The following is a 24,520-nucleotide window of genomic DNA, read 5'->3' as shown; positions in this document are numbered from 1 at the left end:
AGTCTAGCGGCCGAGGGCGTCGCCGGCCTTGTTCATTGCGCCGCTGGCCGCCTCGCCCAGGTTCTTCATCGACTCCGTGACCGAGGACCCGCTGCCGGCGCTGGAAGACGCGCCGGCGCGATCGGCGAAGTAAGCCTCGATCTCGGCGCGGTACAGGATGCCGCCGACGACCAGGGCGGCGGCGAGGCAGAGCATCAGAAATTTCATGACGGCCTCCGGCCCTAATTCTGCGCCGCCCGGAAGGCTTTGTCATGCCGCAAGGATTGAGGTGCTTCGGCGCAGGCCTGCGCCCTCACCGCCCCGGCAGCGTTCTGCGATAGGTCAGCGCCTCGGCGATCTGCGGGCGGCGGACGGCCTCGGCGCCTTCAAGATCCGCCAGGGTGCGGGCGACGCGCAGGACGCGGTGGTAGCCGCGGGCGGAGAGCTTTAGCGCCTCGGCGGCCTGGGTCAGCAGCTCGCGGCCCTCGGCGTCGGGCGCGGCGATCTCCTCCAGCAGCCGGCCGTCGGCTTCGGCGTTGGTCCGCGGGCGGCTCTCTTCCGGCAGGTTTGCAAAGCGCGCGCTCTGGCGGGCGCGGGCGGCGGCGACACGCGCGGCGACCACGGCGGAGTCCTCCGCCGGCGGCGGCAGCGAAAGGTCGGCGGCGCTGACCGCCGGCACGTCCACGTGCAGATCGATGCGGTCGAACAGCGGGCCGGAGATCTTGGCCTGGTAGTCGGCGGCGCAGCGCGGCGCGCGGGCGCAGGCGCGTGAGGGATCGTCCAGGTAGCCGCAGCGGCAGGGGTTCATGGCGGCGACGAGCTGCACGCGCGCCGGATAGGTCACATGCGCGTTGGCGCGGGCGACGGAGACGCGGCCCGCCTCCAGCGGCTGGCGCAGGGCCTCCAGGGCGCCGCGCTGGAACTCCGGCAGCTCGTCGAGGAACAGCACGCCCAGGTGGGCCAGCGAGATCTCTCCCGGCCTGGCCCGCAGGCCCCCACCCGCGAGAGCGGGCAAGGAGGCCGAGTGGTGCGGGTCGCGGAAGGGGCGCTGGCGCAGCAGCTTGCCGCCGGTGAGATTCCCGGCGACGGAATGGATCATCGAGACTTCCAGCGCCTCGGCGGGGGAGAGCGGCGGCAGGATGCCGGGCAGGCGCGCGGCCAGCATCGACTTGCCCGCCCCCGGCGGCCCCGCCATCAGCAGGTTGTGGCCGCCAGCGGCCGCGATTTCGAGCGCTCGCTTGGCGCTCTCCTGCCCCTTGATGTCCTTCAGGTCCGGGCCGCCCGGCTCCATTTCCTGCAGGGCGGGCGCCGGGGGCGTGAGCACCTGGCTGCCCTTGAAGTGGTTCACCAGGGCGAGCAGCGAGGCCGGGGCCAGGACCTCCAGCCCCTCGGCCCAGGCCGCCTCGCCGCCCTGGGCGGCCGGGCAGATCAGGCCGCGTTCGCGGGTCAGGGCGTGGATCGCCGCCGGCAGCACCCCGGCGACCGGGGAGATGCGGGCGTCGAGCGACAGCTCGCCCAGCGCCGTGTAGCCGGCCAGCTCGTCGCCCGGCAGCACCCCCATGGCGGTCAAGAGGCCGAGGGCGATGGGCAGGTCGAAGTGGCTACCTTCCTTCTGCAGGTCGGCGGGGGCCAGGTTCACGGTGATGCGCTTGGGCGGCAGGGCGAGGCCCAGGGCCGAGAGCGCCGCGCGCACCCGCTCGCGGCTCTCGGCCACCGCCTTGTCGGGCAGGCCGACCAGGGTGAAGGCCGGCAGGCCGTTGCCCATCTGCACCTGAACGTCGATGTCCAGGACGTCGACCCCGGCAAAGGCGACAGTGGTGATGCGGGCGGTCATGGCCAATGCTGCAGGGCCAGCCACCACCCCGCTTCCAGCCGGCGTCGATAGAATACGATCTCAGTCCCCATCTGAGCGTCATCCAGCGAATCGACGATTTGCTCCCGATGTTGAGGCGCCCCAAACACGAACTTCTTGTAGTCGGCGTCTCCGGCCCAACCGACACTCCAATATTCGATCGACACTTCACATTGGTTGTTTGCGTCGACTACCGCTTGCACTCCCTTGGCGTCGATCTGCTCGAACAGGGCGTAATATCGGCCCCGCTCTGCATCACTGACCATTGGGCGGGACCACTCCGGGTCCATCATGACCACCTGAGAGCGCAGGATCTCTTGAGCGGAACCTATGTCTGCTTCCAATCCGTCGCGGCGGGTCTTCTCGCAAATCCTCATGCGGATTTCCTCGAAAGCAGACCTTTGAGCCTTAAACAGATCGATCATCTGTTGATCCGATGGCGGAGTGTTGTCGCACCCGGCCAGCAGGGCTGCGAGGGCGAGAATCCAGACAATGTCGAAGCCGCGTTTCATCATGGGACGATCTTGTCCGGACATTTCGACCATCCCATGGCGAAGGCGGGCCTCTTTCGCTGGCTTCCTGTCGGCCGCGCCGGCTTCCCCAAGGTTCTGGAAAGGGGCGGGATGGTCAATCATAGGTAGAAGCCGCCGCGCGGCCAAAGAGATTTCCTCCTGCCCCGGGCGGAGCGGAAGAATCTTTTGCGGTTCTCTGCCAAACTGTCACAGATCAATCATGGTTAACGCTGCGGAAGCTATGTTAGCGTCCGTAGTGTTACGGCTGTCGGGGAGTTCCGCCCCTCGCCTTTGCCGCGCGGCCGCCCGCAGGGGAACCGCAGCATGCCGGCAGGGCCGAAGCGGGGAACGCAGCCGAGGTTTGGGACTTTTCTTGAAAGCTGGGGGGACCAGAGAGGACCGGCGCGCCGCGCCGGCCGAGTGCAACCCTATGGACGCAGGAGACTGCTCGAGATGGCCAGCACCCCTACCCCGAACGAACCCACCACCAAGAAGGCCGGGTCGGCCAAGGTGGCGCCGAAGAAGGCCGCGCCGAAGGCCTTTGCCAAGACGGCGCCTGTTGAGAGCCCGGGCCAGATCATCGCCGAACGCTACCGCGACACCGCCTACGAGGCCCTGGTCGGCAGGAACGGCGAGAACGTCTCGGCGGTGATGAGCGCCGGCGAGGCCGTGCTGGCCGGCATGGCCGAGGTCAGCCAGGAGATGATGACCTTCGCCGGCGACCGGCTGCGCCAGGACATGGAGGTCGCCGAGGACTTCGCCCGCTCCAAGTCGCCGGAGGAGCTGTTCGAGAAGCAGTGCTCTTTCGCCCAGCGTGCCGCCGAGCAGTACGCCGCGGAGACCAGCAAGCTGATCGCCATGTTCGCACGCATCCAGCAGTCCTGCTGGGCGCCCGTGCGCGAGCGCACCAAGGAAACCCTGCACGGCCTGAACGGCGAGGAAGAAGAAGCCGGGAAATAGGCTGCGGGGGTTCACCCCCACCCTAGCCCTCCCCCATCAAGGGGGAGGGGATGTCTTGTTGAATTTGCTCAAAATCAGTTCCTCCCCCCTTTGATGGGGGGAGGTTAGGAGGGGGGTGAGCGCCCTACACGCTCGGTGTCGTGTGGCCGGCGCCGTAGCGCTTCTCGATGACGTCCCAGATCTGCGCTTCCAGGCAGACGTCGTCGAAGCGGTTGATCTCCTGCAGGCCGGTCGGCGAGGTGACGTTGATCTCGGTCATGTAGTCGCCGATGACGTCGATGCCGACGAAGATCAGGCCGCGCTCCTGCAGGGTCGGGCCGATGGCCTCGCAGATTTCCATCTCGCGTCCGGTCAGCTTGGCCGGCTCCGCGCGGCCGCCGGCGTGCATGTTGGAGCGCGCCTCCCCCTTGGCCGGCACCCGGTTGATGGCGCCGGCCGGGTGGCCGTCGATCAGGATGATGCGCTTGTCGCCCTGGCGCACCTCGGGCAGGTAGCGCTGCACGATGATGGGCTCGCGGTAGAGATCGGTGAAGAGCTCCAGCAGCGCGTTCAGGTTCTCGTCCTCGGGCCCCAGGTGGAAGACGCCGGCGCCGCCGTTGCCGAACAGCGGCTTGACGATGATGTCGCGGTGCTCGGCGCGGAAGGCCTCGACCTCGCGCTTGTCGCTGGTAATCAGCGTCGGCGGCATGAGCTCGGGGAAGTGGGTGACGAAGAGTTTCTCCGGCGCGTTGCGCACGTGGACCGGGTCGTTCACCACCAGGGTTTCCGGATGCACGTGCTCCAGCAGGTGCGTCGCGGTGATGTAGGACATATCGAAGGGCGGGTCCTGGCGCATCAGCACCACGTCCACCGTCGCCAGGTCGACGCTCTGCGGGCCTCCCAGGGTGAAGTGGTTGCCCTTCTCCCGGCGCACCTCCAAGGGCTGCATCCGCGCGTAGACGCGGCTGTCCTTCAGGCTCAGGTGCTGCGGCAGATAGTGGAAGAGGCCGTGGCCGCGGCGCTGCGCCTCCAGCGCTAGGACGAAGGTGCTGTCTCCCTCGATGTCGATGGCCTCGATGGGGTCCATCTGAATGGCGACCGCCAGACTCATTTCTCGATTCCCGTTCGTTGTCTTTCGAAGGTCAGTTGAGCTGCGTGCGCAACTGCGCCAGCAGCTCGGCGATTTCCGCGCGCCCCGGCTCCGGCCCGGACAGCTCCAGATAATGCTCGAAGGCCATGATGGCCGCACGCATGTTGTCGAAGTGGGAGTGCAGGATCCCCGCCTCGCGCCACAGCTCCGACCGGTCGGGGGCGATCATCAGCATCGACTCCAGGACCTCCAGGGCCTCGCCGGAGCGCTCCTCCCGGATGAGGCGCAGCTTGATGTTGTTCTGCAGGCGCAAGAGGATGTCGCGGCTGCCCAGCGGCGCGGTGTGCTCGGGCCTCAGCTCGGCGTCGCTGCCGGCCATGACCTTCAGCATGGCGCGCAGCGCCGCGGCGTCGCGCGTCTCGCCGCCATTGAAGGGGTCGATGATGAGGCGCTGCCCGCCGAAGTCGAGGCGCAGCAGAAAGTGGCCGGGGAAACCGAGCCCGCACATCTCCCAGCCCTGGGCGCGGGCGGCGTGCAGGTAGAGGATGCCGAGCGCGACCGGAAGCCCGCGGCGCCGGTCGATCACCCGCATCAGGTTGGCGTTCATCAGGTCGTCGTAGGTTTCGCTGTCGCCCTGGTAGCCGTAGCGCTCCACCAGCACCGCGTTGAGTACCGCCGCGCGCCGGACCAGCGAAGTCTCCGCGCCTTCCCTCGCCGCCATGTCTGCGACGTCGCGCTCCAACAGCGTGAGGTGATGGTGGTAGCGTTCCAGCCCCAACTGCGGCCGGTCCAGCGCCGCCAGCAGCAGGCCGGCCCGGGCGATGTCGATCTCCGTATCTTCCTGACCGCCGACGCGGCGCAGCCGGCTTTCCAGATCCCGGCGGTTGCTTGCGCTCGACCAACTCATGAGAAGTTTCGGGGCTCGCTGCTGAGGTTCACAAAAGCGGTATCACGAATGCCGCGCCGGGTCGTCCTTCAACAGGACGTAGCTGACGACGCGGCGCACGTAGGCGATGTCCTTGGCATGACCGACCACCCGGTCCAGCTCGGCCTGCGACTGCGCCACGCCCATCAGGTAGATCACCTGGTTCACGGTTTCGACGGAATAATCGATGGAAGAAACATCCCGGTCGAAAAGCAGGGTAGTCTCCAATTCCGTCGTGATCCAGGTGTCGCGGGCGGCGTTGGACAGGGTGGAGGTGTCGTTGATCTCGATCTCGTTGATCACCTCGCGCACGCCCGGCGCCTGCCAGGCCAGGCGCACCGCCTCGATGCGCTGTTCGGGCAGGCCGACGTTGCCGCTCAACAGAACCCGGCCTTCCTGCACCTGAAGGTTCACCTTGCGGAAGATATCCTCGTCGGCCCGGAACCAGAGGTCGTTGATGGCGATGCGGATTTCGGTGTCGGCGACACTGCGGCGGAAGCCCTTTTCCGTCTGTGCCGCGGTGGCGCCGACCGCGGCGCCGCCGGCGGCGGTCCCCCAGAAGGTGCAGCCGCCGAGGGCGAGCAGCGGCAGCAGCGCGAAAAGGGCAAGGAAGGAACGGCGAAGACTCATGAAGGGCGGCCACCTCGCGGGTCGGGAATTTCCGAAGAGTCGCTGTGCCTGGCGCAGGGCCGGGCGGCGCTGGGATCGTGAGAGCGTTCTAATGACTGCCTTCGTATTAAGGCAAGCCCACCGGCATGGAATCCTTGGGGCTAGAAGGTGTCGGCCTTCCAGGCGTCCTTGATATGGTGCGGCAGGCGCCGCGGCACCAGCAGCAAGGCGTCGAAGCGCAGCTCCAGCCGCGCCAGCTCCGGGCGGCGCTGCAGGTAGGCCTGGGCGGCGTGCACCACCCGGCGCTGCTGACGGCGGCGGATCGCCTCGCCGGCCTCCACCAGCTTCGCCCGGCGTTTCACCTCGACGATGGCCAGGGTGCGGCCGCGCCGCGCGATGAGGTCGATTTCCCCCACCGGGACGCGAAAGCCCCGCTCCAGGATGCGGTAACCCTGCAGGCGCAGCCACCAGGCGGCGATGAGCTCGGCGCGCCGGCCCCGCGCGTAGGCGAGACGGCGGCCGGCGCGGGTCATGACTCGCCACCTTCTTCTTTTGGGCCGCCCTCTTTGGCCAGCTCCAGCGCGCGGGCGTAGACTTGCCGGCGGGGCAGACCGCTGGCCGCGGCCACCGTGGCGGCGGCGTCGCGCAGGCTGGCATGGGCGAGGGCGCCGGTGAGCGCGCGGTCCAGATCGAAGTCCTCCTCCGCCGCGCCCTCGGCGGGGGGACCGACGACGATGACGATCTCGCCGCGCGGCGGCCCGGCCTCGCCGTAGTGGGCGGCCAGTTCCGCCAGAGATCCGCGCCGCACCTCTTCGTGCAGCTTGGTCAGCTCACGCGCGACGGCCGCCGCCCGCGGGCCCAGCGCCACGGCCATGTCGGCCAGGCAGGCGGCGACGCGCGAGGCGCCTTCGAAGAAGATCAGGCTGGCGTCCAGCGCGCGCAGGCCCTGCAGCGCCTGGCGGCGCGCCGCGCCCCTGGGCGGCAGGAAGCCGCCGAAGAAGAAGCGGTCGCTGGGCAGGCCGGAGAGCTGCAGCGCCACCAGCGGCGCGGAGGGCCCGGGCAGCGCCGTCACGGCCAGGTTCTCGGCGATGGCTTCGCGCACCAGCTTGAAGCCGGGGTCGGAGACCAGCGGCGTGCCGGCGTCGGAGACCAGGGCGACGGCCTCGCCCGCCGTCACCGCGTCCAGCAGGCGGCGGCGCTCGCGCGCGCCGCTGTGGTCGTGATAGGCGGTCAGCGGCGTGGCGATGCCCTCGGCGCTCAGCAGTTTGCGGGTGACCCGGGTGTCCTCGCAGGCAATGCGGTCGGCGCGGCGCAGCACGTCGAGGGCGCGCCGGCTGATGTCCCCCAGGTTGCCGATCGGCGTCGCCACCAGGTACAGCCCGGCGGCCAGGCCTGCTTCGGCGCCCTCTTTCCGCTCCACTTCCGGGGCCCCTTCGGGGGCCTGCGGCGGTTTACTTCGCGACGCCGCCTCGTTAGGCTCAGCGCTCTCCGTGATAGATGGATGGGTCTTTGGTTTTGCTGACATCAGGGCCGCACCGGGGCTTTGCGCCGAAAGCTGTTGGGTTTCTGGGGTGGCGGTCTTTGCTTGTGGCGGGGCTGGCCTTCACGCTGGCCGCCTGCGCCTCGCCCAGCGTACCCACGCCGGAGCCGGAGGCGCAACCGCCGAACGTGCCCGAGGTGCCGCAGGCCGGGGAGACCGGCACGCCGCCCGAAGAGCCCTTGCCCGAGGCGACCGAAGAAACGGTCGCCGAGCCCCGGCAGGTCAAGGTCGGCTTGCTGCTGCCGCTGAGCGGCGCGCGCGCCGATGTCGGCCAGGCGATCCTCAACGCCGCCCAGCTCGCCCTCTTCGAGCTGGCCGGCGATCGCTTCGCCCTGGTGATCCGCGATACCCGCGGCACGCCCCAGGGCGCCGCCGCCGCCGCCCAGGCGGTCTTGGACGAAGGCGCCTCGCTGATTCTCGGTCCGCTGTTCTCGACCTCCGCCCAGGCGGTGCAGCCGGTGGCCGCCGCGGCTGCAGTGCCGATGATCACCTTCTCCAACAACACCGCCATCGCCGGCCCCGAAACCTTCGTCATGGGCGTGACCCCGAGCACCCAGGTGAACCGGGTCGTCGACTACGCCGCGGCCCAGGGGCTCAGGCGCTTTGCCGTGCTGGCGCCGGAGAACGAATACGGCAACGTGGTGGTGCGCGCCCTGCAGGAGGCGGTGTTCCGCAACGCCGTGGAGCTCAGCCGCGTGGTCTACTACGACCCGCGCACGACGGACATTTCCGCCGAGGTCCAGGTGCTCGCCGACTTCAACCAGCGCCGCGCCGCCGCCGAGGCGCAGCGCCGCGACCTGGAAGGCCGGACCGACGAGGCGGCCCAGCGCGCCCTGCAGCGCCTGCGGGGCGTGGAAACCGTGGGCCTGCTGCCCTTCGACGCCATCCTGTTGCCGGCCAGCGGCCAGCAGCTGCTCTCGGTGGCGCCGCTGCTGGCCTATTACGATGTGGACCCGGCGGAGGTGCGCTTTCTCGGCACGGCGTTGTGGGAGGATCCGACGCTCCTGCGCGAGCCGACCCTGCAGGGCGGCTGGTTTCCGGCCCCGCCGCCGGCCCTGTGGAACACCTTTCGCAAGCGCTATGAAGACAGTTTCGGCGACAAGCCGCCGCGCGTCGCCTCGCTGGGCTACGACGCCGTGGCGCTGGCCGCCGTCCTGGAACAGCGCGCCGCTGCCGGCGGTTCCTTCCTGCCTTACTCGGTGGAGGACATCACCCAGGCGCTGGGCTTCGCCGGCATCGACGGCATCTTCCGCTTCCTGCCCAGCGGCGAGGTGCAGCGCGGCCTGGCGGTCCTGGAGATCCGGCAAGCCGGGTTCATCGAGCGCGACCCCGCGCCGCGCGCCTTCCCCGCCGGCATCAACTAGAGAGACCTAACCCAGCAGGTAGCCCAGCAGGGCGTCGAGGCGCTGGCGTCCGGCGGCGGTGGCGCGCAGGCCGGCCGCGTCGACTTCCAGATAGCCCTCCCCGGCAAGCTGCTGCAGCCGTTCCGCCGGCAGCAGCTCCTCCGGCCCCGCGCCCAGCTCGCGCTGCAGGGCGGCGCGGGAAATGCCCTCGGTGAGCCGCAGGCCCATCATCACCATCTCGGCAAGGCGCTGCTCGGGCGTGACGGCCTCGGCCTGGCGCCAGCCGTGGCCCTGGCGCTCCACCAGGTCGAGCCAGGCTTCCGGGGCGCGGTGCTCGCGAGTCGCCCGCTTGGCGCCGTCGAAGGTCAGGCGGCCGTGGGCGCCGGGGCCGACGCCGGCGTAGTCGCCGTAGCGCCAGTAGGTCAGGTTGTGGCGGCACTCGGCCCCGGGGCGGGCGTGGTTGGAGATCTCGTAGGCCGGCAGCCCGGCCTCTTCCAACTGCCGGGCGGTGGCCTCGAACAGCGCCGCCGCGGCTTCTTCCTCCGGCAGGATGAGCTCGCCGCGCCGCCAAGCGCCGTGGAAGACCGTGCCTTCCTCGATGGTCAGTTGGTAGAGCGAGATGTGTTCCGGCCCCAACGCCAGCGCCTCGGCCAGCTCGGCCTGCCAGGCCGCGGGGCTCTGGCCGGGCCGGGCATAGATCAGGTCGAAGGAGAGGCGCGGGAAGGCGGCGCGCGCCAGCTCCAGGGCGCCCAGCGCCTCGGCGGCGGAGTGCTGGCGGCCGAGGAACTTCAGCGCTTCGTCGTTCAGGGCCTGCACGCCCAGCGACAGGCGGTTGACCCCGGCCCGCGCGAAGCCGGCGAAGCTCTCCGCCTCCGCCGAGGTCGGGTTGGCCTCCAGGGTGATCTCGGTGCCGGGGGCGAGGCCCCACAGCGCGTCGATCTTATCGATCACGGCGGCCACGGTCTCCGGCGGCATCAGCGACGGCGTGCCGCCGCCGAAGAAGACCGAAGTGACCTCACGCGGTCCACTCTTCTCCGCCGCGTGCTCCAGGCCGGCCAGCAGGGCGGCCCGCCAGCGCTCCTGGTCGACGGCCTCGCGCACGTGGCTGTTGAAGTCGCAGTAGGGGCACTTGGACCGGCAGAAGGGCCAGTGCAGGTAGACACCGAAGCCCGCCTTGGCGGCGCCAGTCATGACCTCAGACCTTTTCCAGCAGGGCCTCGGCCAGCAGTTCGAAGGCCCGGGCGCGGTGGCTCATCCGTTCCTTCTTGTCCGGGTCCATCTCGCCGAAGGTGATGTCGAAGCCCTTGGGCTGGAACATGGGGTCGAAGCCGAAGCCGCGCGTGCCGCGGATCGGCCAGACCAGCGTGCCTTCCACGCGGCCCTCGTAGGAGGCCGTCTCGAAGATACCGCCCTGGCCGTCCGGCCAGGCGACCGAAAGGTTGCAGCAGAAGACGCCGCGGCGGTCCGGGCTGTCGCCCAGTTCCTCGTGCACCCGCTTCATGGCGACGAAGAAGTCGCGCCCGGGCCCGGCCCAGCGCGCGGTGAAGATGCCCGGCTGGCCGTTCAGGGCCGGCACTTCCAGGCCGGAATCGTCGGCGATGGCCGGCAGGCCGGTGGCCACGCAGGCGGCGCGGGCCTTGAGGACGGCGTTTTCCTGGAAGGTGGTTCCGGTCTCCTCCGGCTCCGGCAGGCCCAGGTCGCCGGCCGAGAGCACCTCCAGGCCGAAAGGCGCCAAGAGGGCGGCGTTCTCGCGGTACTTGCCCTTGTTGTGGGTCGCCAGCACCAGCTTGTCGCCGGGTTGAAAAGGGCGCGGGGACATCTTCTCCTCTTTCGGGCCTCTCTCGGGCCTCTCTCTTCGGCTTTTCCTGCTCAGGCCAGGCCCAGGGCCTTGGCCTGGTGGCCGCAGAGCTCCTTCACACCCTGCTCGGCCAGGTTCAGCAGCTCCTCGAACTGCTGGCGGCTGAAGGGTGTCTCCTCGGCGGTGCCCTGCACCTCGACCACGCCGCCCGCGGCGGTGAGCACGAAGTTGGCGTCGGCCTGGGCGGTGGAGTCCTCGGCGTAGTCCAGGTCCAGCACTTCCTTGCCTTCGAAGATGCCGCAGGACACGGCGGCGACCTGGTCGGTGAAGGGCAGCGCCTCGATGGCGCCGATGTCCTTCAGGTGCTGGAAGGCCAGATGCAGGGCCACGTAGCCGCCGGTGATGGCGGCGGTGCGGGTGCCGCCGTCGGCCTGGATGACGTCGCAGTCGACGCGCACCTGGCGCTCGCCGAAGGCGGTCAGATCGGTGACGGCGCGCAGCGAGCGGCCGATCAGGCGCTGGATCTCCTGGGTGCGCCCGCTCTGCTTGCCGCGCGCGGCCTCGCGGTCGGTGCGGCTGCCGGTGGAGCGCGGCAGCATGCCGTACTCGGCCGTCACCCAGCCGCGCCCGGAGTTGCGCAGCCAGGGCGGAATGGATTCCTCTATGGAGGCGGTGCAGAGCACGTGGGTGTCGCCGAAGCGCGCCAGGCAGGAGCCCTCGGCGTACTTGTTGACGTTGGTCTCCAGCACGATGGGGCGGAGTTGGTCGACGCTACGGCCGGAAGGACGCATGAAATCTACCTCTTTGGGGCCCCTTCGGGGCGCTTGCGGCGGGAATTGGGCTGCGGGGGCACCGTTTCGGGACCCTCCGGCGGCGCGCAAGCTAGACCATGCGGCCCCCAACGTCCAGTTGGCGGAGGCTCCGCAGGCGAATTCGCGCCTTGCGGCCCGCGTTGACCCCCGCCCGGGGCCTCACTACATTCCGAGAGTAATGACCAAACCGCTCGACGCCGCCGCCAAAGCCGCAGCCCTCCGGGGCCTCAACGACCGTTCGCGCGAGGTTCTGCGGCACATCGTGGACGCCTACGTGGATACCGGCGCCCCCGTCGGCTCGCGCACGCTTTCGCGCAGCCTCGGGCTGGGGCTGTCGCCGGCGACCATCCGCAACGTCATGGCGGACCTGGAGGATCTCGGCCTGCTCTTCGCGCCGCATACCTCCGCCGGGCGGCTGCCCACCGACATGGGCCTGCGCCTCTTCGTCGACGGCCTTTTGGAGATCGGCAACCTGACCCAGGACGAGCGCGCGCACATCGAGGGCCAGGTCGCCGCCGAGGGCCGCTCGCTCTCCGAGGTGCTGGAAGAAGCTTCGGAGACCATCTCCGGCCTGTCGCGCTGCGCCGGCCTGGTGGTGGCGCCCAAGCTCAGCGATCCCTTGAAGCACATCGAGTTCGTCTCGCTCGGCCCCGGGCGCGCCCTGGTGGTGCTCATCTCGGTTTCCGGCGTGGTCGAGAACCGCATCATCGACGTGCCGGCCGGCCTGCCCGCCTCCTCCCTGGTGGAGGCCAGCAACTACCTCTCCGCGCGCCTGACCGGGCGCACCCTGGAAGAGGCGCATACCGACATCTTGAAGGAGCTGGAGCAGCAGCGCGCCGAGCTGGACCAGCTCACCTCGCGGGTCATCGAGCGCGGCCTGGCGAGCTGGGGCGGTAGCCAGGGCGGCAAGAGCGGCGCCCTCATCCTGCGCGGACAGTCGCAGCTGCTGGAGGACGTGACCGCGCTGGAGGACCTGGAGCGCATCCGCCAGCTCTTCGCCCTGCTGGAAACCAAGGACGCCCTCATCCGGCTGCTGGACCTCACCGGCGGGGCGGAAGGCGTGCAGATCTTCATCGGCGCGGAGAACGAGCTCTTCGGCCTGGCCGGCTGCTCGATGGTCATTGCGCCCTACAGCAATTCACAGCAGAAGGTCGTCGGCGCCATCGGCGTCATCGGCCCGACGCGCATCGACTATGCCCGCATCATCCCCATGGTCGACTACACAGCCAAGGTGATCGGCCGGCTGGTCGGGTGACCCCGCGCCGCCCGCCGCGATCACTTCCCAAGGAACGACAAGCGTAAGTTTGGAAAGGAGCAGCCGTCCCGTGATGGCTCAGGACAAGAAGCAGGACCAGGAAAGCGGCCCCGAGGCCGAAGATCAAACGACCGCCGCCGGCCCCGCGGACAGCAGCCCGGCGGACAGCAGCCCGGTGGACACCAGCGACGAACCGCTGGTCGATCTCTCCAACATGAAGCGCGCTCACGACCTGTCGCCGGACGAAGATCCGGTGACGGTGCTGGAAGGCGAGGTGGCCTCGCTGAAGGATCAGCTGCTGCGCGCCATGGCGGAGACGGAAAACGTGCGCCGCCGCGCCCAGCGCGAGCGCGAGGACGGCGTGAAGTACGCCGCCGCCGCGGTGGTGAAGGACTTGCTGGGCGTCGCCGACAACCTGCAGCGCGCGCTGGAGAGCGTGCCGGAAGAGCTGGCCGAGCAGAACGAGCCGGTGAAGAACCTGCGTCTCGGCGTCGAGATGACCCAGAAGGAGCTGCAGACCGTCTTCGAGCGCCACAACATCCGGGTGATCGAGCCCCTGGGCGAAAAGCTCGATCCGCACCTGCACGAAGCCATGTTCGAGGTCGAGGATCCTGACAAGCCCGCGGGCACGGTGGTGCAGGTGATCCAGGCCGGCTATCGCCTGCACGACCGCCTGCTGCGCCCGGCCCGCGTCGGCATCTCCAAGGGTGGGGCCCGGTCGAATGGCGGGTCGAATGGCACGCCCGAAGGCGACGCCGAGCCCGGCGGCACCGTCGACACCTCGGCCTGATCCTGCTGACAGCGCCTCGCCCTTCGAGACGGGCCGTCCGGCCCTCCTCAGGGTGAGGCTTGAGCCTGAAATGTCGGCCTCATGCTGAGGAGCGAGCGAAAGCGAGCGTCTCGAAGCACGAGGTCGACTCTCCCCGATGCCCTCAGCCGGCCTCCCCCGCCGGGCGCGTGACCCGGCGCAGGGTGAGGTTGATGCGCCCGCCATCCGGCCAACCGTTCTGGGCGAGCAGGCGGCTGGAGCCGCCAAGCACCCGGTCGACGCCGTGGTAGGCGCGCCGCGCCGCGCCGCTGAGTATCATTACGTCACCGGAATGAAGCTTCAGGGAGCGCGTCGGCCCCCGGCGTTGGGCTCCGCCCAGGCGAAACACCGCGGAATCGCCCAGGGAGAGCGAGACCACCGGGGCGGCGAAGGTCTCCTCGTCCTCGTCCCGGTGCAGGCCCATGCGGGCCTCGGGCTCGTAGAAATTGATCAGGCAGCACTCGGGCCCGGCGGGATAGTCCGCCACCTCGGCCCAGATCCGCTCCATCGCCGCCGGGATCGCCGGCCAGGGCTGCCCGGTCTTCGGGTGGTGCGTGACGTAGCGGTAGCCCGTTTTGTCGGAAAACCAGCCGTGGCTGCCGGCGTTGGTCATGCGCACCGAAAAGGGCCGGCCGCTCCTGGGCATGGTCGGGCGGTAGAGCGGCGCTTCGGCCAGCAGGGCGCGCAGCTCGGCCACCAGGGCGGCCTGGGCCTCGGCGTCGAGATAGCCCGGCAGATAGCGGAAACCCTCGGCGAATTCGGCTTCGGTCATCGCGGCTCAGTCCCGCTCCTTCTCCCGCCGGCGCGCGGCGCGGCGGCCCAGCAGGCGGAAGACCCAGTAGAGCGCCAGGCAGAGCACCGCCATGCCCAGGCCGGCATTGGCCAGGGCGCGGCTGCCGAAGAGCGCTTCGCCGGTCAGGGTGACGAGCGCCCCGACGATCACGCTGGCGGCCAGAACCGCCAGGATCATGCGGTAGAGGGCATCCTGCCGGGGGTCCGGCGGCGGGTCTTCAGAGGACCGGCGGTTTTCCGGGGGTTCGGGCATGGGTTCTGCTTTCGTTGCCTCTGGCGCGGCGGCCGGCGGCCCGTTACCCCCCGAAAACAGGGCTTTAGGGCCTGAAATCTGCCCCCTTTGCGACTTGCAGCGGGGCGCTGGCTGCTTATATAAGCCCAGAACCCATGGTCATGAACTCTCATTGGCGGGGATCCGCCGGGCGGTGCCGTTGCAGCGGGCTGCCCAAGGGGTCTGCTGATCGAAGTGAGGAGCAAAGATGAGTAAGGTAATCGGTATCGACCTCGGCACGACGAACTCCTGTGTCGCGGTCATGGATGGCAAGGACGCCAAGGTCATCGAGAATGCCGAGGGCGCGCGCACCACGCCGTCGATGGTCGCCCTGACGGACTCCGGCGAGCGGCTCGTCGGCCAGCCGGCCAAGCGCCAGGCGGTGACCAATCCGGAGAACACGCTGTTCGCCATCAAGCGCCTGATCGGACGGCGCTTCGACGATCCCATGACGAAGAAGGACATGGGTCTCGTCCCCTACAAGATCATCAATCACGACGGCGACGCCTGGGTCGAAGGGCAGAGCAAGGAATACAGCCCCAGCCAGATTTCCGCCTTCATCCTGCAGAAGATGAAGGAGACGGCGGAGAGCTATCTGGGCGAGCCGGTGACCGAAGCGGTGATCACCGTGCCCGCCTACTTCAACGATTCCCAGCGCCAAGCCACCAAGGACGCCGGCAAGATCGCCGGCCTCGACGTGCTGCGCATCATCAACGAGCCGACCGCGGCGGCGCTGGCCTACGGCCTGGACAGGCAGGGCTCCGGCACCATCGTGGTCTACGACCTGGGCGGCGGCACCTTCGACGTCTCGGTGCTGGAGATCGGCGACGGCGTCTTCGAGGTGAAGTCGACCAACGGCGACACCTTCCTGGGCGGCGAGGACTTCGACGCGCGCATCATCGACTATCTGGCCGACCAGTTCAAAAACGAGCAGGGCATCGACCTGCGCCAGGACAAGCTGGCCCTGCAGCGCCTGAAGGAAGAGGCGGAGAAGGCCAAGATCGAGCTGTCCTCGGCCAACCAGACCGAGATCAATCTGCCCTTCATCACCGCCGACGCCTCCGGGCCCAAGCACCTGAACATCAAGCTGTCGCGCGCCAAGCTGGAATCCCTGGTCGACGACCTGGTCGCCCGCACCATGGGCCCGGTGAAGGCCGCCCTGAAGGACGCCGGCGTCTCGCCGGGCGAGATCCAGGACATCATCATGGTCGGCGGCATGACCCGCATGCCGAAGGTCTTCGAGACGGTGAAGTCCTTCTTCGGCAAGGACCCGCACCGCGGCGTGAACCCCGACGAGGTGGTGGCCATCGGCGCGGCCATCCAGGGCGGCGTCCTGAAGGGCGACGTGAAGGACGTGCTGCTGCTGGACGTGACGCCGCTGTCGCTGGGCATCGAGACCCTGGGCGGCGTGATGACCAAGCTGATCGACCGCAACACCACCATCCCCACCAAGAAGAGCCAGGTCTTCTCCACCGCCGAGGACAACCAGCAGGCGGTGACCATCCGGGTCTTCCAGGGCGAGCGCGAGATGGCGGCGGATAACAAGCTGCTGGGCCAGTTCGACCTGGTCGGTATTCCCTCGGCGCCGCGCGGCGTGCCGCAGATCGAGGTCACCTTCGACATTGACGCCAACGGCATCGTCAACGTCGGTGCCAAGGACAAGGCGACCGGCAAGGAGCAGACCATCCGCATCCAGGCCTCCGGCGGTCTCAGCGACGACGAGATCGAGAACATGGTCAAGGACGCCGAGGCCAACGCCGAGAAGGACAAGGCGCGGCGCGCGCTGGTGGAAGCGAGGAACCATGCGGAATCGCTGATCCACACCACCGAGAAGACGCTTGCCGAGGCCGGCGACAAGGTCGCCGCCGCCGACAAGTCCGCGGCCGAGGCGGCGATCGCCGAGTTGAAGATCGCGGCCGAAGGCGAGGATGTCGAGGCGATCAACGCCAAGATGCAGGCCTTGCAGGAAGTCTCCATGAAGATCGGCCAGGCCCTCTACGAACAGGGTAACGCCGAGGCTTCCGGCGAGGCTGCCGGTGCCGGCGGCGATGCGGCCGGCGAGAGCGAGACCGCGCAGGGCGACGACACGGTCGTCGACGCCGACTTCGAAGAAGTCGACGACGACAAGAAGGGTCAGGCCTAAAGAGCGCCGGTCATGACGAAGCAGGCCGGACAGAGGCGACCGCTGCGCTCATCGCGCCCGCCCCTGTCCGGCCTTTTCTTTGTCGGTGATCCGTGCGAAGGGCTGGACGTGCGACCCGAGCTGTGGGGGCAGCAGACGAAGCCGTGAAAGACTATTACGAAACACTGGGCGTGGCGCGCGATGCCGATGCCGGCGCGCTGAAATCCGCCTACCGCAAGCTGGCCATGCAGTATCACCCGGACCGCAATCCGGGAGATGCCGAGGCCGAGGCGAAGTTCAAGGAAATCAACGAAGCCTACGAGATCCTGAAGGACTCGGACAAGCGGGCGGCCTATGACCGCTTCGGCCACGACGCCTTCGCCAACGGCGGCGGCGGTCATCCGGGCGCCGGCGGCTTCGGCGGATTCTCCGCCGGCGGCTTCGCCGATATCTTCGATGAGATGTTCGGCGACCTCATGGGCGGACGGCGCGGCAACGCCGCGGCGCGCGGGTCCGACCTGCGCTACAACATGGAAATCTCGCTGGAGGACGCTTTCCACGGCAAGACCGCACAGATCCGCGTGCCGACCTCGGTCACCTGCGACGATTGCAGCGGTACTGGCGCGGAAGGCGGCGCCCAGCCGGTCTCCTGCCAGACATGCAGCGGCAATGGGCGCGTGCGCGCCCAGCAGGGCTTCTTCACCATCGAGCGCACCTGCCCCGCCTGCCAGGGCGCGGGCCAGGTGATCGACAAGCCCTGCCGCTCCTGCGAAGGCGCCGGGCGCGTACACCGCGAGAAGTCGCTGCAGGTGAACATCCCCGAGGGCGTCGAGGACGGCACCCGCATCCGTCTCGCCGGCGAGGGCGAGGCCGGGATGCGCGGCGCGCCGCCGGGCGACCTCTACATCTTCCTCTCGGTGGCGCCCCATCGCCTGTTCCAGCGCGACGGCGCCAACATCTACTGCCGCGTGCCGCTGCCCATGACCACGGCGGCGCTGGGCGGCGCGGTGGAGGTGCCGACCATCTCCGGCGGCCGCGCCAAGATCACCGTGCCCGCCGGCACCCAGACCAACCAGCAGTTCCGCCTCAAGGGCAAGGGCATGCCGGTGCTGCGCTCCAAGGCCGTGGGCGACATGTACGTCGAAGTCGGGGTCGAGACGCCGGTCAACATGACCAAGCGCCAGAAGGAGCTGCTGAAGGAGTTCGAGGAAGCCGGCGAAGGCCGCGACACCTCGCCCGAGTCCTCCGGCTTCTTCGCCCGGGTGAAGGACTTCTGGGAAGACCTGACGGACTAAACCGTCATCGCCGCTTCGTTTTCTCGTCGACGCGCTTCTGGAAGGAGGCGGCGGTGACGACGACGCGTTCGTGCCGGCCCTCGCCGATCAGGTCCATCTCGTCGCGCGCCTCGACGGCGAAGAGCAGCTTGCGCCCCTGAACCTCGACCAGCCTGGCTTCCGCCTTCACCGTCATGCCGACCGGCGTCGCCGCGATGTGCGTCACGTCCAGGTGCGTGCCCAGCGACTGCTTGCCCTCGGGCAGCAGGTGCTCGACGGCGGCCAGCGCGGCCTCCTCGATCAGGGTGATCATCTTCGGCGTCGCCAGCACGGCGATGCGCCCGGAGCCGATGCGCGGCGCGGTGTCGCTGGTGCCCACCACCATCTCCGCGTGGCCGGTCAGTCCAGGTTCGATCTTCTCCAAGAGGTCATCCTTCTTCGGGGGGCGGGCCGCGGAGTCTATCCAGAAATTTCAGAAAACGCCCGCTCTTTCATAGGCTTGGTCTAACTGCCGGACCAGAGGGCGTCACTCGAAAGTGACGCTCAATCCTTCCAGGCCCAGGTCGCCGTAGTCGGAGGTCCAGGTCTCCCCCGGCGCGACGGGCCAGGCGTCGGTGATGGTGCCGGTGGTGACGGTCTCCCCGGCGGCCAGCGGCGGGAACTGCGGCAGCGTCGCCAGCACGCGGGCCAGGTCGGCCAGTGCCAGGGCCGGGCTGCCCAACACGTTGGCGCCGACGCCGCGGTCGACCGCCTCGCCGCCACGCGCGAGCGTCGCCTCGAAGCTCGGCAGCAGGGCGGCGATCTCCGCCCGGTTGTCCTCGGTGACCGGCAGCGGCCTGCCGACGACGAGGGCGCCGTGCAGGCCGAAGGCCGCGGTGCAGTCGGGCGCCTTGAAGCGCCAGCCGGGGAAGTGGCACTGCACGATCTCGAAGCCCGGCGCGATGGACTCGACGCTGGCCAGAACGTCCAAGGGGTCCTCGCTCACCGGCACCGGGCCGGCGAGCTTGAACACCACCTCGGGCTCCAGGCGCGGCTGCACGAAGCCGTGCAGCGCCAGCCTTGCCTCGCCGCCCGTGGCCTGGTGCACCGTATGCGCCCAGATATGCGCGCACATGGGCTGGGAGACGTTGTAGCGCGGCCAGAGGGTGCGGTTGGTGAAGCCGATCTTGCGCCCCACCGCCTGCCAGCCCTGGGCGCGCCGCCGCGCTTCGATCTCGGCGAGGACGGCGTAGGCCCGTTCCACGGTGAAATCCGGCTGCGTGGCGGTGACCGGCTCCACCAGGGCCGCCGCATCGTAAGCGGCGATCAGCCGTCCGGCGACGTCCCGCAGCTCTGCGTCTTTGTCGGCCATCGCTGCCTTTCCTTTCTTCAGCCCTGCCGCGGCAGGTAGTCGTCCGACCACTTGAGCGTCGCGTTGAAAGAGATGCTCACCCGCTTTTCGTCGGACAGGTTGGGGTGGACGAAGTGCAGCAGAAAGGCCGGCCATAGCAGCAGGTCGCCGGCCTGCGGGCGGTGGGTGAACTCGGCCTCGATCTGCGCATCGTCGCGGATCGCCGTCATGTTGGCCAGGCCGCGCGGGTCGTAGAAGGTGATGGCGCCGGGGCGCAGGTCCGGCCGGTTGTCCGGCAGCGCCTCCCCGGCCGGCGGCATTGCCACGTAGTAGGTGCCGCTCAGATAGGCGTGGGGGTGATTGTGCGGGTCGTGGTAGTCGCCGCGCCGGTTCACGTTGGCCCAGCCCTGCAGGCTCCAGTTCACCGGGTAGGTCAGCCCCGCGTGCTTCAGATAGTCGATGATGGTCTTATTGATGCAGTCGCGCAGCCAGCCGATGGCCGGGTTGTCGACGGTCAGGATGTTGCCGGAGCGGTAATCGGTGGTGAAGTCCTGCTTTCCCTCGCCGGTCTTCCCGGCCTCCATCGCGCTCACCAGGCGCAGCAGCTCGACGTTGGCCAGGTCGTGGCTCGGCAGGCTGCGGCGCAGCAGGGTCGTCGGCCAGAGCTGGGCGAAGCCGTCGGAATCGAAACTCGGCGCGGGCATGGCAGGGCCTTCCTGGACGCGGCAGGGGGAACCGCCGCGAGCAAGCCACCGCCCGGCCCCGGCGTCAAGGTCCCGGCGGCAAGTGCCGCCCCTTGGGGGCGCCCTGGCGCCTTTGTCGCCGGCACCAGGCATGCTAAACCGGCGGGCAAGCAAGAGATGTCCTTTGGAGAGGCGCGATGACTCCCCCCTTCCGCGTGGCCGTGGTCGGCTGCGCCGGCCGCATGGGCCGCATGAACCTGACGACCATTCACGCGACCGAGGGCTGCGTCATTGCCGGCGGCAGCGACCAGCCGGGCAGCCCGGCCGTCGGCGCCGACATCGGCAGCCTGATCGGTGTCGATCCGCTGGGCGTCACCGTCACCGACGATCCGGTGGAGCTCTTCGCCCGGGCCGATGCGGTGATCGACTTCACGACGCCCGAGGCGACCCGCCGCCACGCCGGGCTGGCCGCCCAGGCCGAAGTGGTCTACGTGGTCGGCACCACCGGCCTGACGCCCGAGGACCAGGCGGTCATCGACCAGGCGGCGATCCAGACCGTGGTCGTCCAGTCCGCCAACATGAGCCTGGGGGTGAACCTGCTGCAGATCCTCACCGAGCAGGTGGCCAAGGCGCTGGACGCGGACTACGACATCGAGATCGTCGAGATGCACCACCGCCACAAGGTGGACTCGCCCTCGGGCACGGCGCTGATGCTGGGGCAGGCCGCCGCCGCCGGACGTGGCGTGAACCTGGATGATGTGGCCTGCAAGGCGCGCGACGGCCAGGTCGGCGCAAGGCCGCGCGGCGAGATCGGTTTCGCGACCCTGCGCGGCGGCGACGTGCCGGGCGAGCACTCGGTGATCTTCGCCGCCGAGGGCGAGCGCCTGGAGCTGAGCCACAAGGCCGGCAGCCGCGGGATCTTCGCCAAGGGTGCGCTGAAGGCGGCGCTCTGGGGGCGCGGCCGCCACCCGGGGCTCTATTCCATGCGGGACGTGCTGGGGCTGGCGGACTGAGCGGGGCTCAGGCGGGCCGGCAGGCGGCGCGGGCGCGCACCAGCGCCGCGCGCAGGGCCTCGGCCACCTCGGCGCGCTCCTCCTTGGTCAGGAAGCTGCCGATGGCAAGACTCTGCCCGTGGGAGCGCAGCACCAGTGGGCTGTCGTGGCGCGGCGGGTCGGCCAGATCGACCTGCAGCCAGTAGGGTTGGAACTCCCAGCAGCGGCTGCGGCCGCCGGGCCAGGTGCGCCGCACGGTCAATGTCCGGGGCGTCAGCTGCAAGGTCTCGACCATCCGGCCGCTGCGGTAGCTGGCCTTGAAGGCCAGGTAGATCAGCAGCACGTCGGCGCCCAGGAAGCCGATCACCGGCCAGGCCCCGGCCAGCCAGAAAGCCAGGCCGCCGGTGAAGCTGATGGCGCAGACGCCGGCCATGAGCAGCAGAAAACCGCGCGGCGAGAGGCTGCGGTGCGGGCGCAGTTCGGCGTCGAAGAGGGTCTTGTCCCGGGCCTCGGGCGGCGGGTTGTCGCCCGGGGCGCGGGAGGGGCCGCAGGGCGCTTCGACGGGTGCGGGTCGGCAGATGGCGGTCATGTAAACAATATAGGCGGGGGCCGGATGCTCTTCAAACGAGGCGGCCCACTAGATCGGATTCACGGGGCCGATGGATCGCCTTGGGCGATTCCAGCCGACCCTGATCTGCTCTAGCCGTCATCGAGCCACACTCAAGTCTTACTTTCGGAGTCGATCCGGCTACACTCGCCCGCTTGAGAAGAGCAGCGGGAAGCCCAAGAACACGCAATGAAAAAAGCCGATATCGTCACCTTCTTCGACCGCCTCGCCGCGGCCATGCCGGAACCCAAGGGCGAGCTGGAATACGTGAATTCCTATACCCTGCTGGTGGCCGTGGTGCTCTCGGCCCAGGCCACCGACGTGGGCGTCAACAAGGCGACGGGCCCGCTGTTCCAGAAGGTCACCACGCCCGGGCAGATGCTGGACCTCGGCGAGGCGGGGCTGAAGGACTACATCAAGACCATCGGCCTGTTCAATTCCAAGGCCAAGAACGTCATCGCCCTGTCGCAGGCGCTGATCGCCGAGCACGGTGGCCAGGTGCCGGCCGACCGCGATGCCCTGGAGAAGCTGGCCGGCGTCGGCCGCAAGACCGCCAACGTGGTGATGAACATTGCCTTCGGCGCGCCGACCATCGCCGTCGATACCCACATCTTCCGGGTCTCCAACCGCACCGGGCTCGCCCCCGGCAAGACGGTGCTGGCGGTGGAGCAGAAGCTGGAGAAGGTGGTGCCGCCGGACCGCAAGCTGCACGCCCACCACTGGCTGATCCTGCACGGGCGCTACGTCTGCAAGGCGCGCAAGCCCGACTGCTTTGCCTGCGTGGTCGCCGATCTCTGTGCCTTCAAGGGCAAGACGACCCTGGAGGCGCCGGCCCCGAGAAAGACAGCGGCCAAGAAGACAGCGGCGAAGAAGACAGTGAAAAAGAAGAAGCCGGCCCCGAAGAAACCGGCGAAAGCCAGGAAAGCCGCGGTGCGGAAGAGCTAGGAGGTCAGCTGACCGGCGCGGCTTGGCGGGCGCGCAGCAGCTTGTTGAGGCAGGGGCGCGCCTCCTGCACGGCGGCGGAGGCTTCGTCGCGGGCCTCCAGGTAGGAGACGGTGTAGCGCTGGCCCGCCGCATAGAGCACCACGTCGAAGACGCAGCCCTGGGCGCTGTACTGCCAGATCTCGGCCGGGTCCTCGCGGCGGATCAGTGCCGGGTCGCCCAGCAGGGCCGCGACGCCGCCACGGTCCAGGCCCATCAGTTGGTCGGGGTCGTCGTCGATCGGCGGCTCCGGCGCGCGCCGCGTGACCTGCGGTGCGGGCTCGCGCGCCGCCGGGCTCGCGAGCGCGGGGGCCGCTTTGGGCGCTGGCGCCGGAGAGGAAACCGAGGTCTGGGGTGGATCGTTGCGGGCGGTCTGGCAGGCACTCACCGTCAGGGCGGTGACGACCAGCAGGGCGGAGGATCGCAGCAGGCGGTTCATGGGGCTTTTCGTCGCTCGCAGGATTTCAGCCGAGGCGGCTCTTGCTCTCGGGGTCGTTGGCATGGGCCAGCTTGGGTCCCTCGCCGTGCGCCGGACGGCCATCCAGCCGGCCAACCTGGACCGCGCCGTCAAGGCTGTCAATGTCGCCGGAAAGCCGCGCGCCGCGCGCCATTTCCAGTTCGGCATAGCGGATCTTGCCGCTGACCCGCCCGGTCGGGGTGATGCTCAGGGTGCCGGTGACGGTCAGTTCGCCCTCGAAGGTGCCGCTGACCTCGCAGTCCTCGACCTTGGCATTGCCCTTGAACAGGCCGGGTTCGCTGATTTCCAGGCTGTGGCTGTCGCTGAGATCGGCTTCCACCTTGCCCTCGACCACCAGCTTCTCGCAGGTCTTGATCTCGCCGGCCAGGCAGATCTCGCGGCCGACCACCAGCTTGCGGCCCTCGACGCCGCTGGGCAGGCGTCCTTCCGGGCGCCGTGCCGGGGCCTTGCCGCCACTGCCGCCGGCGCCGCCACTGCCCGGGGGCGTGGACTTGACGGCCGCGGCTGCGTTGGACAGCCCTGTCTGGGGCCGCGCCAGGGTCTCCTCGCCCCCCGGCGGCACGCCCGCCTCCGCCAGATTCGGCGCGGCGGGTTCGCTGGGAGAGGTGGGACCTTTGCGTTTGCCAAACATAGACTGTCCTTTCCGGTTGCCCCGCCCGATATCGGCGGCCCCTGGCGGCCCCCTGGAGAGCGGGCCGGCCCGGCTGTGGCTCCGCAGTCTAGGGCGCAACCCTTACGATATGGTTGGCGCCCGTTAAGGCTGGCGGCGCCGTCCGGCGGCGCTGCGGGCGCACTAGACGGTCCGGCGCCGCAGATCCTCGAAGGTGTGCAGCATGAAGGCGGTGGCGATGATCGGCGTGATCAGGTTGACCAGGGGGATGGTCAGCAGAAAGGTGATGGCCGCCCCCGCCAGGATCACGCGGCCCCGGTTGTCGCGCCGCAGCCGCTTGGTCGCCGCCAGGTCGAGACGCCGGGCGGCCACCATCTCGAAGTACTCCCGCCCCAGCAGATAGCCGTTCAGCAGGTAGAACAGCAGCAGGTTGAGCGGCGGAATCCATATCAGGATCAAGTAAAGCGGCAGCACGAGTAAATTAAGTATTAACGTTATCAGAACGAATATGACGTTGCCGAGCAGCGCTTCGGCGAGCGGCTGTTCGCGCGCCGGCGGCAGCTCCGGGTAGTAGCGGCGCTCCACGGCCTGGGCGATGTCGTCCAGCAGCATCGCCATGATCGAGACCATGACCGCGGGAAACAGGAAGAAAGAGGCGACGGCGATGGCGCCGATGGCGGCGATGTCGACCAGCCACTGCAGGGTGTCGACCCAAAAGCCCTCTCCGGTCCAGTCGCGCAGCCAGGCGACCAGCCATTCCCCGGCCCAGTCCAGGGCGAACCAGGAGGCCAGCCAGACCACCACGAAGGTGACGGCCGAATACAGCAGCGAACGGTTGAAGACCCGCCGGAAGGCCGGATCGAAGGATTGGCTGAAGGCGCGGGAGAGGGATTTGAACATGATGGAGGTATTTAACCC

27 protein-coding genes and 1 pseudogene are annotated in these 24,520 nt (G+C 69.2%); 8 read left to right on the top strand and 20 right to left on the bottom strand.

Going from position 1 to position 24,520, the window contains the following annotated elements:
• Positions 1 to 3: 3 nt before the first annotated feature.
• The 3 genes from AAFN88_RS03055 to AAFN88_RS03045 form a co-directional block, all read right to left on the bottom strand.
• Positions 4 to 207, bottom strand: coding sequence for a hypothetical protein (locus AAFN88_RS03055; protein WP_347518071.1), 204 nt, complete (start codon positions 205 to 207; stop codon positions 4 to 6).
• An 85-nt stretch (positions 208 to 292) separates the two neighbouring features.
• On the bottom strand, positions 293 to 1,813 hold the full coding sequence (locus tag AAFN88_RS03050; RefSeq protein WP_347518069.1) for a YifB family Mg chelatase-like AAA ATPase: 1,521 nt from the start codon (positions 1,811 to 1,813) through the stop codon (positions 293 to 295).
• A complete protein-coding gene (locus AAFN88_RS03045; protein ID WP_347518068.1) occupies positions 1,810 to 2,466 on the bottom strand; it encodes a hypothetical protein in 657 nt (218 codons plus the stop codon). Before AAFN88_RS03045 ends, AAFN88_RS03050 begins: the two co-directional genes overlap by 4 nt.
• Before the next feature lie 330 nt (positions 2,467 to 2,796).
• Here AAFN88_RS03045 and AAFN88_RS03040 point away from each other — a divergent pair, with 330 nt between their 5' ends.
• Positions 2,797 to 3,303, top strand: coding sequence for a phasin family protein (locus tag AAFN88_RS03040; RefSeq protein WP_347518066.1), 507 nt, complete (start codon positions 2,797 to 2,799; stop codon positions 3,301 to 3,303).
• Positions 3,304 to 3,427: 124 nt separating this feature from the next.
• Here the strand turns inward: AAFN88_RS03040 and gshB are convergent, their stop codons facing one another.
• The 5 genes from gshB to rsmI form a co-directional block, all read right to left on the bottom strand.
• On the bottom strand, positions 3,428 to 4,393 hold the full coding sequence (gshB, locus tag AAFN88_RS03035; protein ID WP_347518064.1) for a glutathione synthase: 966 nt from the start codon (positions 4,391 to 4,393) through the stop codon (positions 3,428 to 3,430).
• Positions 4,394 to 4,424: 31 nt separating this feature from the next.
• Complete coding sequence (locus AAFN88_RS03030; protein ID WP_347518063.1) at positions 4,425 to 5,279, bottom strand: transglutaminase-like domain-containing protein; 855 nt, start codon at positions 5,277 to 5,279, stop codon at positions 4,425 to 4,427.
• Positions 5,280 to 5,321: 42 nt separating this feature from the next.
• Positions 5,322 to 5,927, bottom strand: a complete 606-nt coding sequence (locus AAFN88_RS03025; protein WP_347518062.1) for a BON domain-containing protein — start codon at positions 5,925 to 5,927, stop codon at positions 5,322 to 5,324.
• 140 nt (positions 5,928 to 6,067) lie between these two features.
• Entirely contained in the window at positions 6,068 to 6,439 is a 372-nt protein-coding gene (locus tag AAFN88_RS03020; RefSeq protein WP_347518061.1) for a YraN family protein, read from the bottom strand.
• Positions 6,436 to 7,326, bottom strand: a complete 891-nt coding sequence (rsmI, locus tag AAFN88_RS03015) for a 16S rRNA (cytidine(1402)-2'-O)-methyltransferase (RefSeq protein WP_347518060.1) — start codon at positions 7,324 to 7,326, stop codon at positions 6,436 to 6,438. The genes AAFN88_RS03020 and rsmI overlap by 4 nt, the downstream gene beginning before the upstream one ends.
• A gap of 167 nt (positions 7,327 to 7,493) precedes the next feature.
• Between rsmI and AAFN88_RS03010 the strand changes: the two genes are divergently transcribed.
• Positions 7,494 to 8,810 carry a penicillin-binding protein activator gene (locus AAFN88_RS03010; RefSeq protein WP_347521621.1) on the top strand — a complete coding sequence of 439 codons (1,317 nt, stop codon included), beginning with the start codon at positions 7,494 to 7,496 and terminating at the stop codon, positions 8,808 to 8,810.
• 6 nt (positions 8,811 to 8,816) lie between these two features.
• Here AAFN88_RS03010 and hemW read toward each other — a convergent pair whose 3' ends face one another.
• Genes hemW through rph form a run of 3 tightly spaced genes read right to left on the bottom strand, consistent with a single transcriptional unit; the run spans position 8,817 to position 11,378 of the window.
• Positions 8,817 to 9,980: a radical SAM family heme chaperone HemW gene (hemW, locus tag AAFN88_RS03005; RefSeq protein WP_347518059.1), complete on the bottom strand. Its 1,164-nt coding sequence runs from the start codon at positions 9,978 to 9,980 to the stop codon at positions 8,817 to 8,819.
• 4 nt (positions 9,981 to 9,984) lie between these two features.
• A complete protein-coding gene (gene rdgB, locus AAFN88_RS03000) occupies positions 9,985 to 10,608 on the bottom strand; it encodes an RdgB/HAM1 family non-canonical purine NTP pyrophosphatase (RefSeq protein WP_347518057.1) in 624 nt (207 codons plus the stop codon).
• Positions 10,609 to 10,658: 50 nt separating this feature from the next.
• Positions 10,659 to 11,378, bottom strand: a complete 720-nt coding sequence (gene rph, locus AAFN88_RS02995; protein ID WP_347518056.1) for a ribonuclease PH — start codon at positions 11,376 to 11,378, stop codon at positions 10,659 to 10,661.
• Between the two features lie 199 nt (positions 11,379 to 11,577).
• On the opposite strand from rph, the gene hrcA reads away from it, so the two are divergent.
• Both hrcA and grpE read left to right on the top strand, forming a co-directional pair.
• Positions 11,578 to 12,654, top strand: coding sequence for a heat-inducible transcriptional repressor HrcA (gene hrcA / locus AAFN88_RS02990; RefSeq protein WP_347518055.1), 1,077 nt, complete (start codon positions 11,578 to 11,580; stop codon positions 12,652 to 12,654).
• Positions 12,655 to 12,727: 73 nt separating this feature from the next.
• Complete coding sequence (grpE, locus tag AAFN88_RS02985; RefSeq protein ID WP_347518054.1) at positions 12,728 to 13,444, top strand: nucleotide exchange factor GrpE; 717 nt, start codon at positions 12,728 to 12,730, stop codon at positions 13,442 to 13,444.
• A gap of 142 nt (positions 13,445 to 13,586) precedes the next feature.
• Here the strand turns inward: grpE and AAFN88_RS02980 are convergent, their stop codons facing one another.
• Together AAFN88_RS02980 and AAFN88_RS02975 are read right to left on the bottom strand one after the other, a co-directional pair.
• On the bottom strand, positions 13,587 to 14,234 hold the full coding sequence (locus AAFN88_RS02980) for an alpha-ketoglutarate-dependent dioxygenase AlkB (protein WP_347518053.1): 648 nt from the start codon (positions 14,232 to 14,234) through the stop codon (positions 13,587 to 13,589).
• A gap of 6 nt (positions 14,235 to 14,240) precedes the next feature.
• Positions 14,241 to 14,507 (bottom strand): hypothetical protein, encoded by a 267-nt coding sequence (locus AAFN88_RS02975; protein WP_347518052.1) that lies wholly within the window; start codon positions 14,505 to 14,507, stop codon positions 14,241 to 14,243.
• A gap of 226 nt (positions 14,508 to 14,733) precedes the next feature.
• Here AAFN88_RS02975 and dnaK point away from each other — a divergent pair, with 226 nt between their 5' ends.
• A complete protein-coding gene (dnaK, locus tag AAFN88_RS02970) occupies positions 14,734 to 16,668 on the top strand; it encodes a molecular chaperone DnaK (RefSeq protein WP_347518050.1) in 1,935 nt (644 codons plus the stop codon).
• A gap of 143 nt (positions 16,669 to 16,811) precedes the next feature.
• The gene (dnaJ, locus tag AAFN88_RS02965) at positions 16,812 to 17,942 is read left to right on the top strand and encodes a molecular chaperone DnaJ (protein ID WP_347518049.1); all 1,131 of its coding nucleotides are present in this window, start codon (positions 16,812 to 16,814) and stop codon (positions 17,940 to 17,942) included.
• Between the two features lie 4 nt (positions 17,943 to 17,946).
• Here the strand turns inward: dnaJ and AAFN88_RS02960 are convergent, their stop codons facing one another.
• The 3 genes from AAFN88_RS02960 to AAFN88_RS02950 form a co-directional block, all read right to left on the bottom strand.
• Positions 17,947 to 18,345, bottom strand: coding sequence for a thioesterase family protein (locus AAFN88_RS02960; protein ID WP_347518048.1), 399 nt, complete (start codon positions 18,343 to 18,345; stop codon positions 17,947 to 17,949).
• Positions 18,346 to 18,447: 102 nt separating this feature from the next.
• Positions 18,448 to 19,272 carry a hypothetical protein gene (locus tag AAFN88_RS02955; protein WP_347518046.1) on the bottom strand — a complete coding sequence of 275 codons (825 nt, stop codon included), beginning with the start codon at positions 19,270 to 19,272 and terminating at the stop codon, positions 18,448 to 18,450.
• Positions 19,273 to 19,289: 17 nt separating this feature from the next.
• The gene (locus AAFN88_RS02950) at positions 19,290 to 19,955 is read right to left on the bottom strand and encodes a 2OG-Fe(II) oxygenase family protein (protein ID WP_347518044.1); all 666 of its coding nucleotides are present in this window, start codon (positions 19,953 to 19,955) and stop codon (positions 19,290 to 19,292) included.
• A gap of 176 nt (positions 19,956 to 20,131) precedes the next feature.
• Between AAFN88_RS02950 and dapB the strand changes: the two genes are divergently transcribed.
• Complete coding sequence (gene dapB, locus AAFN88_RS02945) at positions 20,132 to 20,947, top strand: 4-hydroxy-tetrahydrodipicolinate reductase (protein WP_347518043.1); 816 nt, start codon at positions 20,132 to 20,134, stop codon at positions 20,945 to 20,947.
• Positions 20,948 to 20,954: 7 nt separating this feature from the next.
• Here the strand turns inward: dapB and AAFN88_RS02940 are convergent, their stop codons facing one another.
• Positions 20,955 to 21,515, bottom strand: coding sequence for a DUF2244 domain-containing protein (locus tag AAFN88_RS02940; RefSeq protein WP_347518042.1), 561 nt, complete (start codon positions 21,513 to 21,515; stop codon positions 20,955 to 20,957).
• Positions 21,516 to 21,722: 207 nt separating this feature from the next.
• Here AAFN88_RS02940 and nth point away from each other — a divergent pair.
• Positions 21,723 to 22,346 (top strand): annotated as a pseudogene (gene nth, locus AAFN88_RS02935) (endonuclease III); the annotation flags it as partial.
• A gap of 136 nt (positions 22,347 to 22,482) precedes the next feature.
• Here nth and AAFN88_RS02930 read toward each other — a convergent pair.
• The 3 genes from AAFN88_RS02930 to AAFN88_RS02920 all read right to left on the bottom strand — a co-directional run bounded on the left by AAFN88_RS02930 (position 22,483) and on the right by AAFN88_RS02920 (position 24,502).
• Positions 22,483 to 22,953: a hypothetical protein gene (locus tag AAFN88_RS02930; protein WP_347518040.1), complete on the bottom strand. Its 471-nt coding sequence runs from the start codon at positions 22,951 to 22,953 to the stop codon at positions 22,483 to 22,485.
• A 25-nt stretch (positions 22,954 to 22,978) separates the two neighbouring features.
• Positions 22,979 to 23,623, bottom strand: a complete 645-nt coding sequence (locus AAFN88_RS02925; protein ID WP_347518038.1) for a polymer-forming cytoskeletal protein — start codon at positions 23,621 to 23,623, stop codon at positions 22,979 to 22,981.
• Between the two features lie 162 nt (positions 23,624 to 23,785).
• On the bottom strand, positions 23,786 to 24,502 hold the full coding sequence (locus AAFN88_RS02920; protein WP_347518036.1) for an EI24 domain-containing protein: 717 nt from the start codon (positions 24,500 to 24,502) through the stop codon (positions 23,786 to 23,788).
• Positions 24,503 to 24,520: the final 18 nt, after the last annotated feature.

The sequence above is a fragment of the Pelagibius sp. CAU 1746 genome (genome assembly GCF_039839785.1).
Taxonomy (GTDB): Bacteria; Pseudomonadota; Alphaproteobacteria; order Kiloniellales; family Kiloniellaceae; genus Pelagibius.
This window is presented reverse-complemented; position numbering and strand designations above follow the sequence as displayed.

Bases quoted from the DNA above. Each gene is read 5' to 3' on its own strand.
- AAFN88_RS03055 (WP_347518071.1), bottom strand. From the start codon at position 207: ATGAAATTTCTGATGCTCTGCCTCGCCGCCGCCCTGGTCGTCGGCGGC.
- AAFN88_RS03050 (WP_347518069.1), bottom strand. From the start codon at position 1,813: ATGACCGCCCGCATCACCACTGTCGCCTTTGCCGGGGTCGACGTCCTG.
- AAFN88_RS03045 (WP_347518068.1), bottom strand. From the start codon at position 2,466: ATGATTGACCATCCCGCCCCTTTCCAGAACCTTGGGGAAGCCGGCGCG.
- AAFN88_RS03040 (WP_347518066.1), top strand. From the start codon at position 2,797: ATGGCCAGCACCCCTACCCCGAACGAACCCACCACCAAGAAGGCCGGG.
- gshB (WP_347518064.1), bottom strand. From the start codon at position 4,393: ATGAGTCTGGCGGTCGCCATTCAGATGGACCCCATCGAGGCCATCGAC.
- AAFN88_RS03030 (WP_347518063.1), bottom strand. From the start codon at position 5,279: ATGAGTTGGTCGAGCGCAAGCAACCGCCGGGATCTGGAAAGCCGGCTG.
- AAFN88_RS03025 (WP_347518062.1), bottom strand. From the start codon at position 5,927: ATGAGTCTTCGCCGTTCCTTCCTTGCCCTTTTCGCGCTGCTGCCGCTG.
- AAFN88_RS03020 (WP_347518061.1), bottom strand. From the start codon at position 6,439: ATGACCCGCGCCGGCCGCCGTCTCGCCTACGCGCGGGGCCGGCGCGCC.
- hemW (WP_347518059.1), bottom strand. From the start codon at position 9,980: ATGACTGGCGCCGCCAAGGCGGGCTTCGGTGTCTACCTGCACTGGCCC.
- rdgB (WP_347518057.1), bottom strand. From the start codon at position 10,608: ATGTCCCCGCGCCCTTTTCAACCCGGCGACAAGCTGGTGCTGGCGACC.
- rph (WP_347518056.1), bottom strand. From the start codon at position 11,378: ATGCGTCCTTCCGGCCGTAGCGTCGACCAACTCCGCCCCATCGTGCTG.
- hrcA (WP_347518055.1), top strand. From the start codon at position 11,578: ATGACCAAACCGCTCGACGCCGCCGCCAAAGCCGCAGCCCTCCGGGGC.
- grpE (WP_347518054.1), top strand. From the start codon at position 12,728: ATGGCTCAGGACAAGAAGCAGGACCAGGAAAGCGGCCCCGAGGCCGAA.
- AAFN88_RS02980 (WP_347518053.1), bottom strand. From the start codon at position 14,234: ATGACCGAAGCCGAATTCGCCGAGGGTTTCCGCTATCTGCCGGGCTAT.
- AAFN88_RS02975 (WP_347518052.1), bottom strand. From the start codon at position 14,507: ATGCCCGAACCCCCGGAAAACCGCCGGTCCTCTGAAGACCCGCCGCCG.
- dnaK (WP_347518050.1), top strand. From the start codon at position 14,734: ATGAGTAAGGTAATCGGTATCGACCTCGGCACGACGAACTCCTGTGTC.
- AAFN88_RS02955 (WP_347518046.1), bottom strand. From the start codon at position 19,272: ATGGCCGACAAAGACGCAGAGCTGCGGGACGTCGCCGGACGGCTGATC.
- AAFN88_RS02950 (WP_347518044.1), bottom strand. From the start codon at position 19,955: ATGCCCGCGCCGAGTTTCGATTCCGACGGCTTCGCCCAGCTCTGGCCG.
- dapB (WP_347518043.1), top strand. From the start codon at position 20,132: ATGACTCCCCCCTTCCGCGTGGCCGTGGTCGGCTGCGCCGGCCGCATG.
- AAFN88_RS02940 (WP_347518042.1), bottom strand. From the start codon at position 21,515: ATGACCGCCATCTGCCGACCCGCACCCGTCGAAGCGCCCTGCGGCCCC.
- AAFN88_RS02930 (WP_347518040.1), bottom strand. From the start codon at position 22,953: ATGAACCGCCTGCTGCGATCCTCCGCCCTGCTGGTCGTCACCGCCCTG.
- AAFN88_RS02925 (WP_347518038.1), bottom strand. From the start codon at position 23,623: ATGTTTGGCAAACGCAAAGGTCCCACCTCTCCCAGCGAACCCGCCGCG.
- AAFN88_RS02920 (WP_347518036.1), bottom strand. From the start codon at position 24,502: ATGTTCAAATCCCTCTCCCGCGCCTTCAGCCAATCCTTCGATCCGGCC.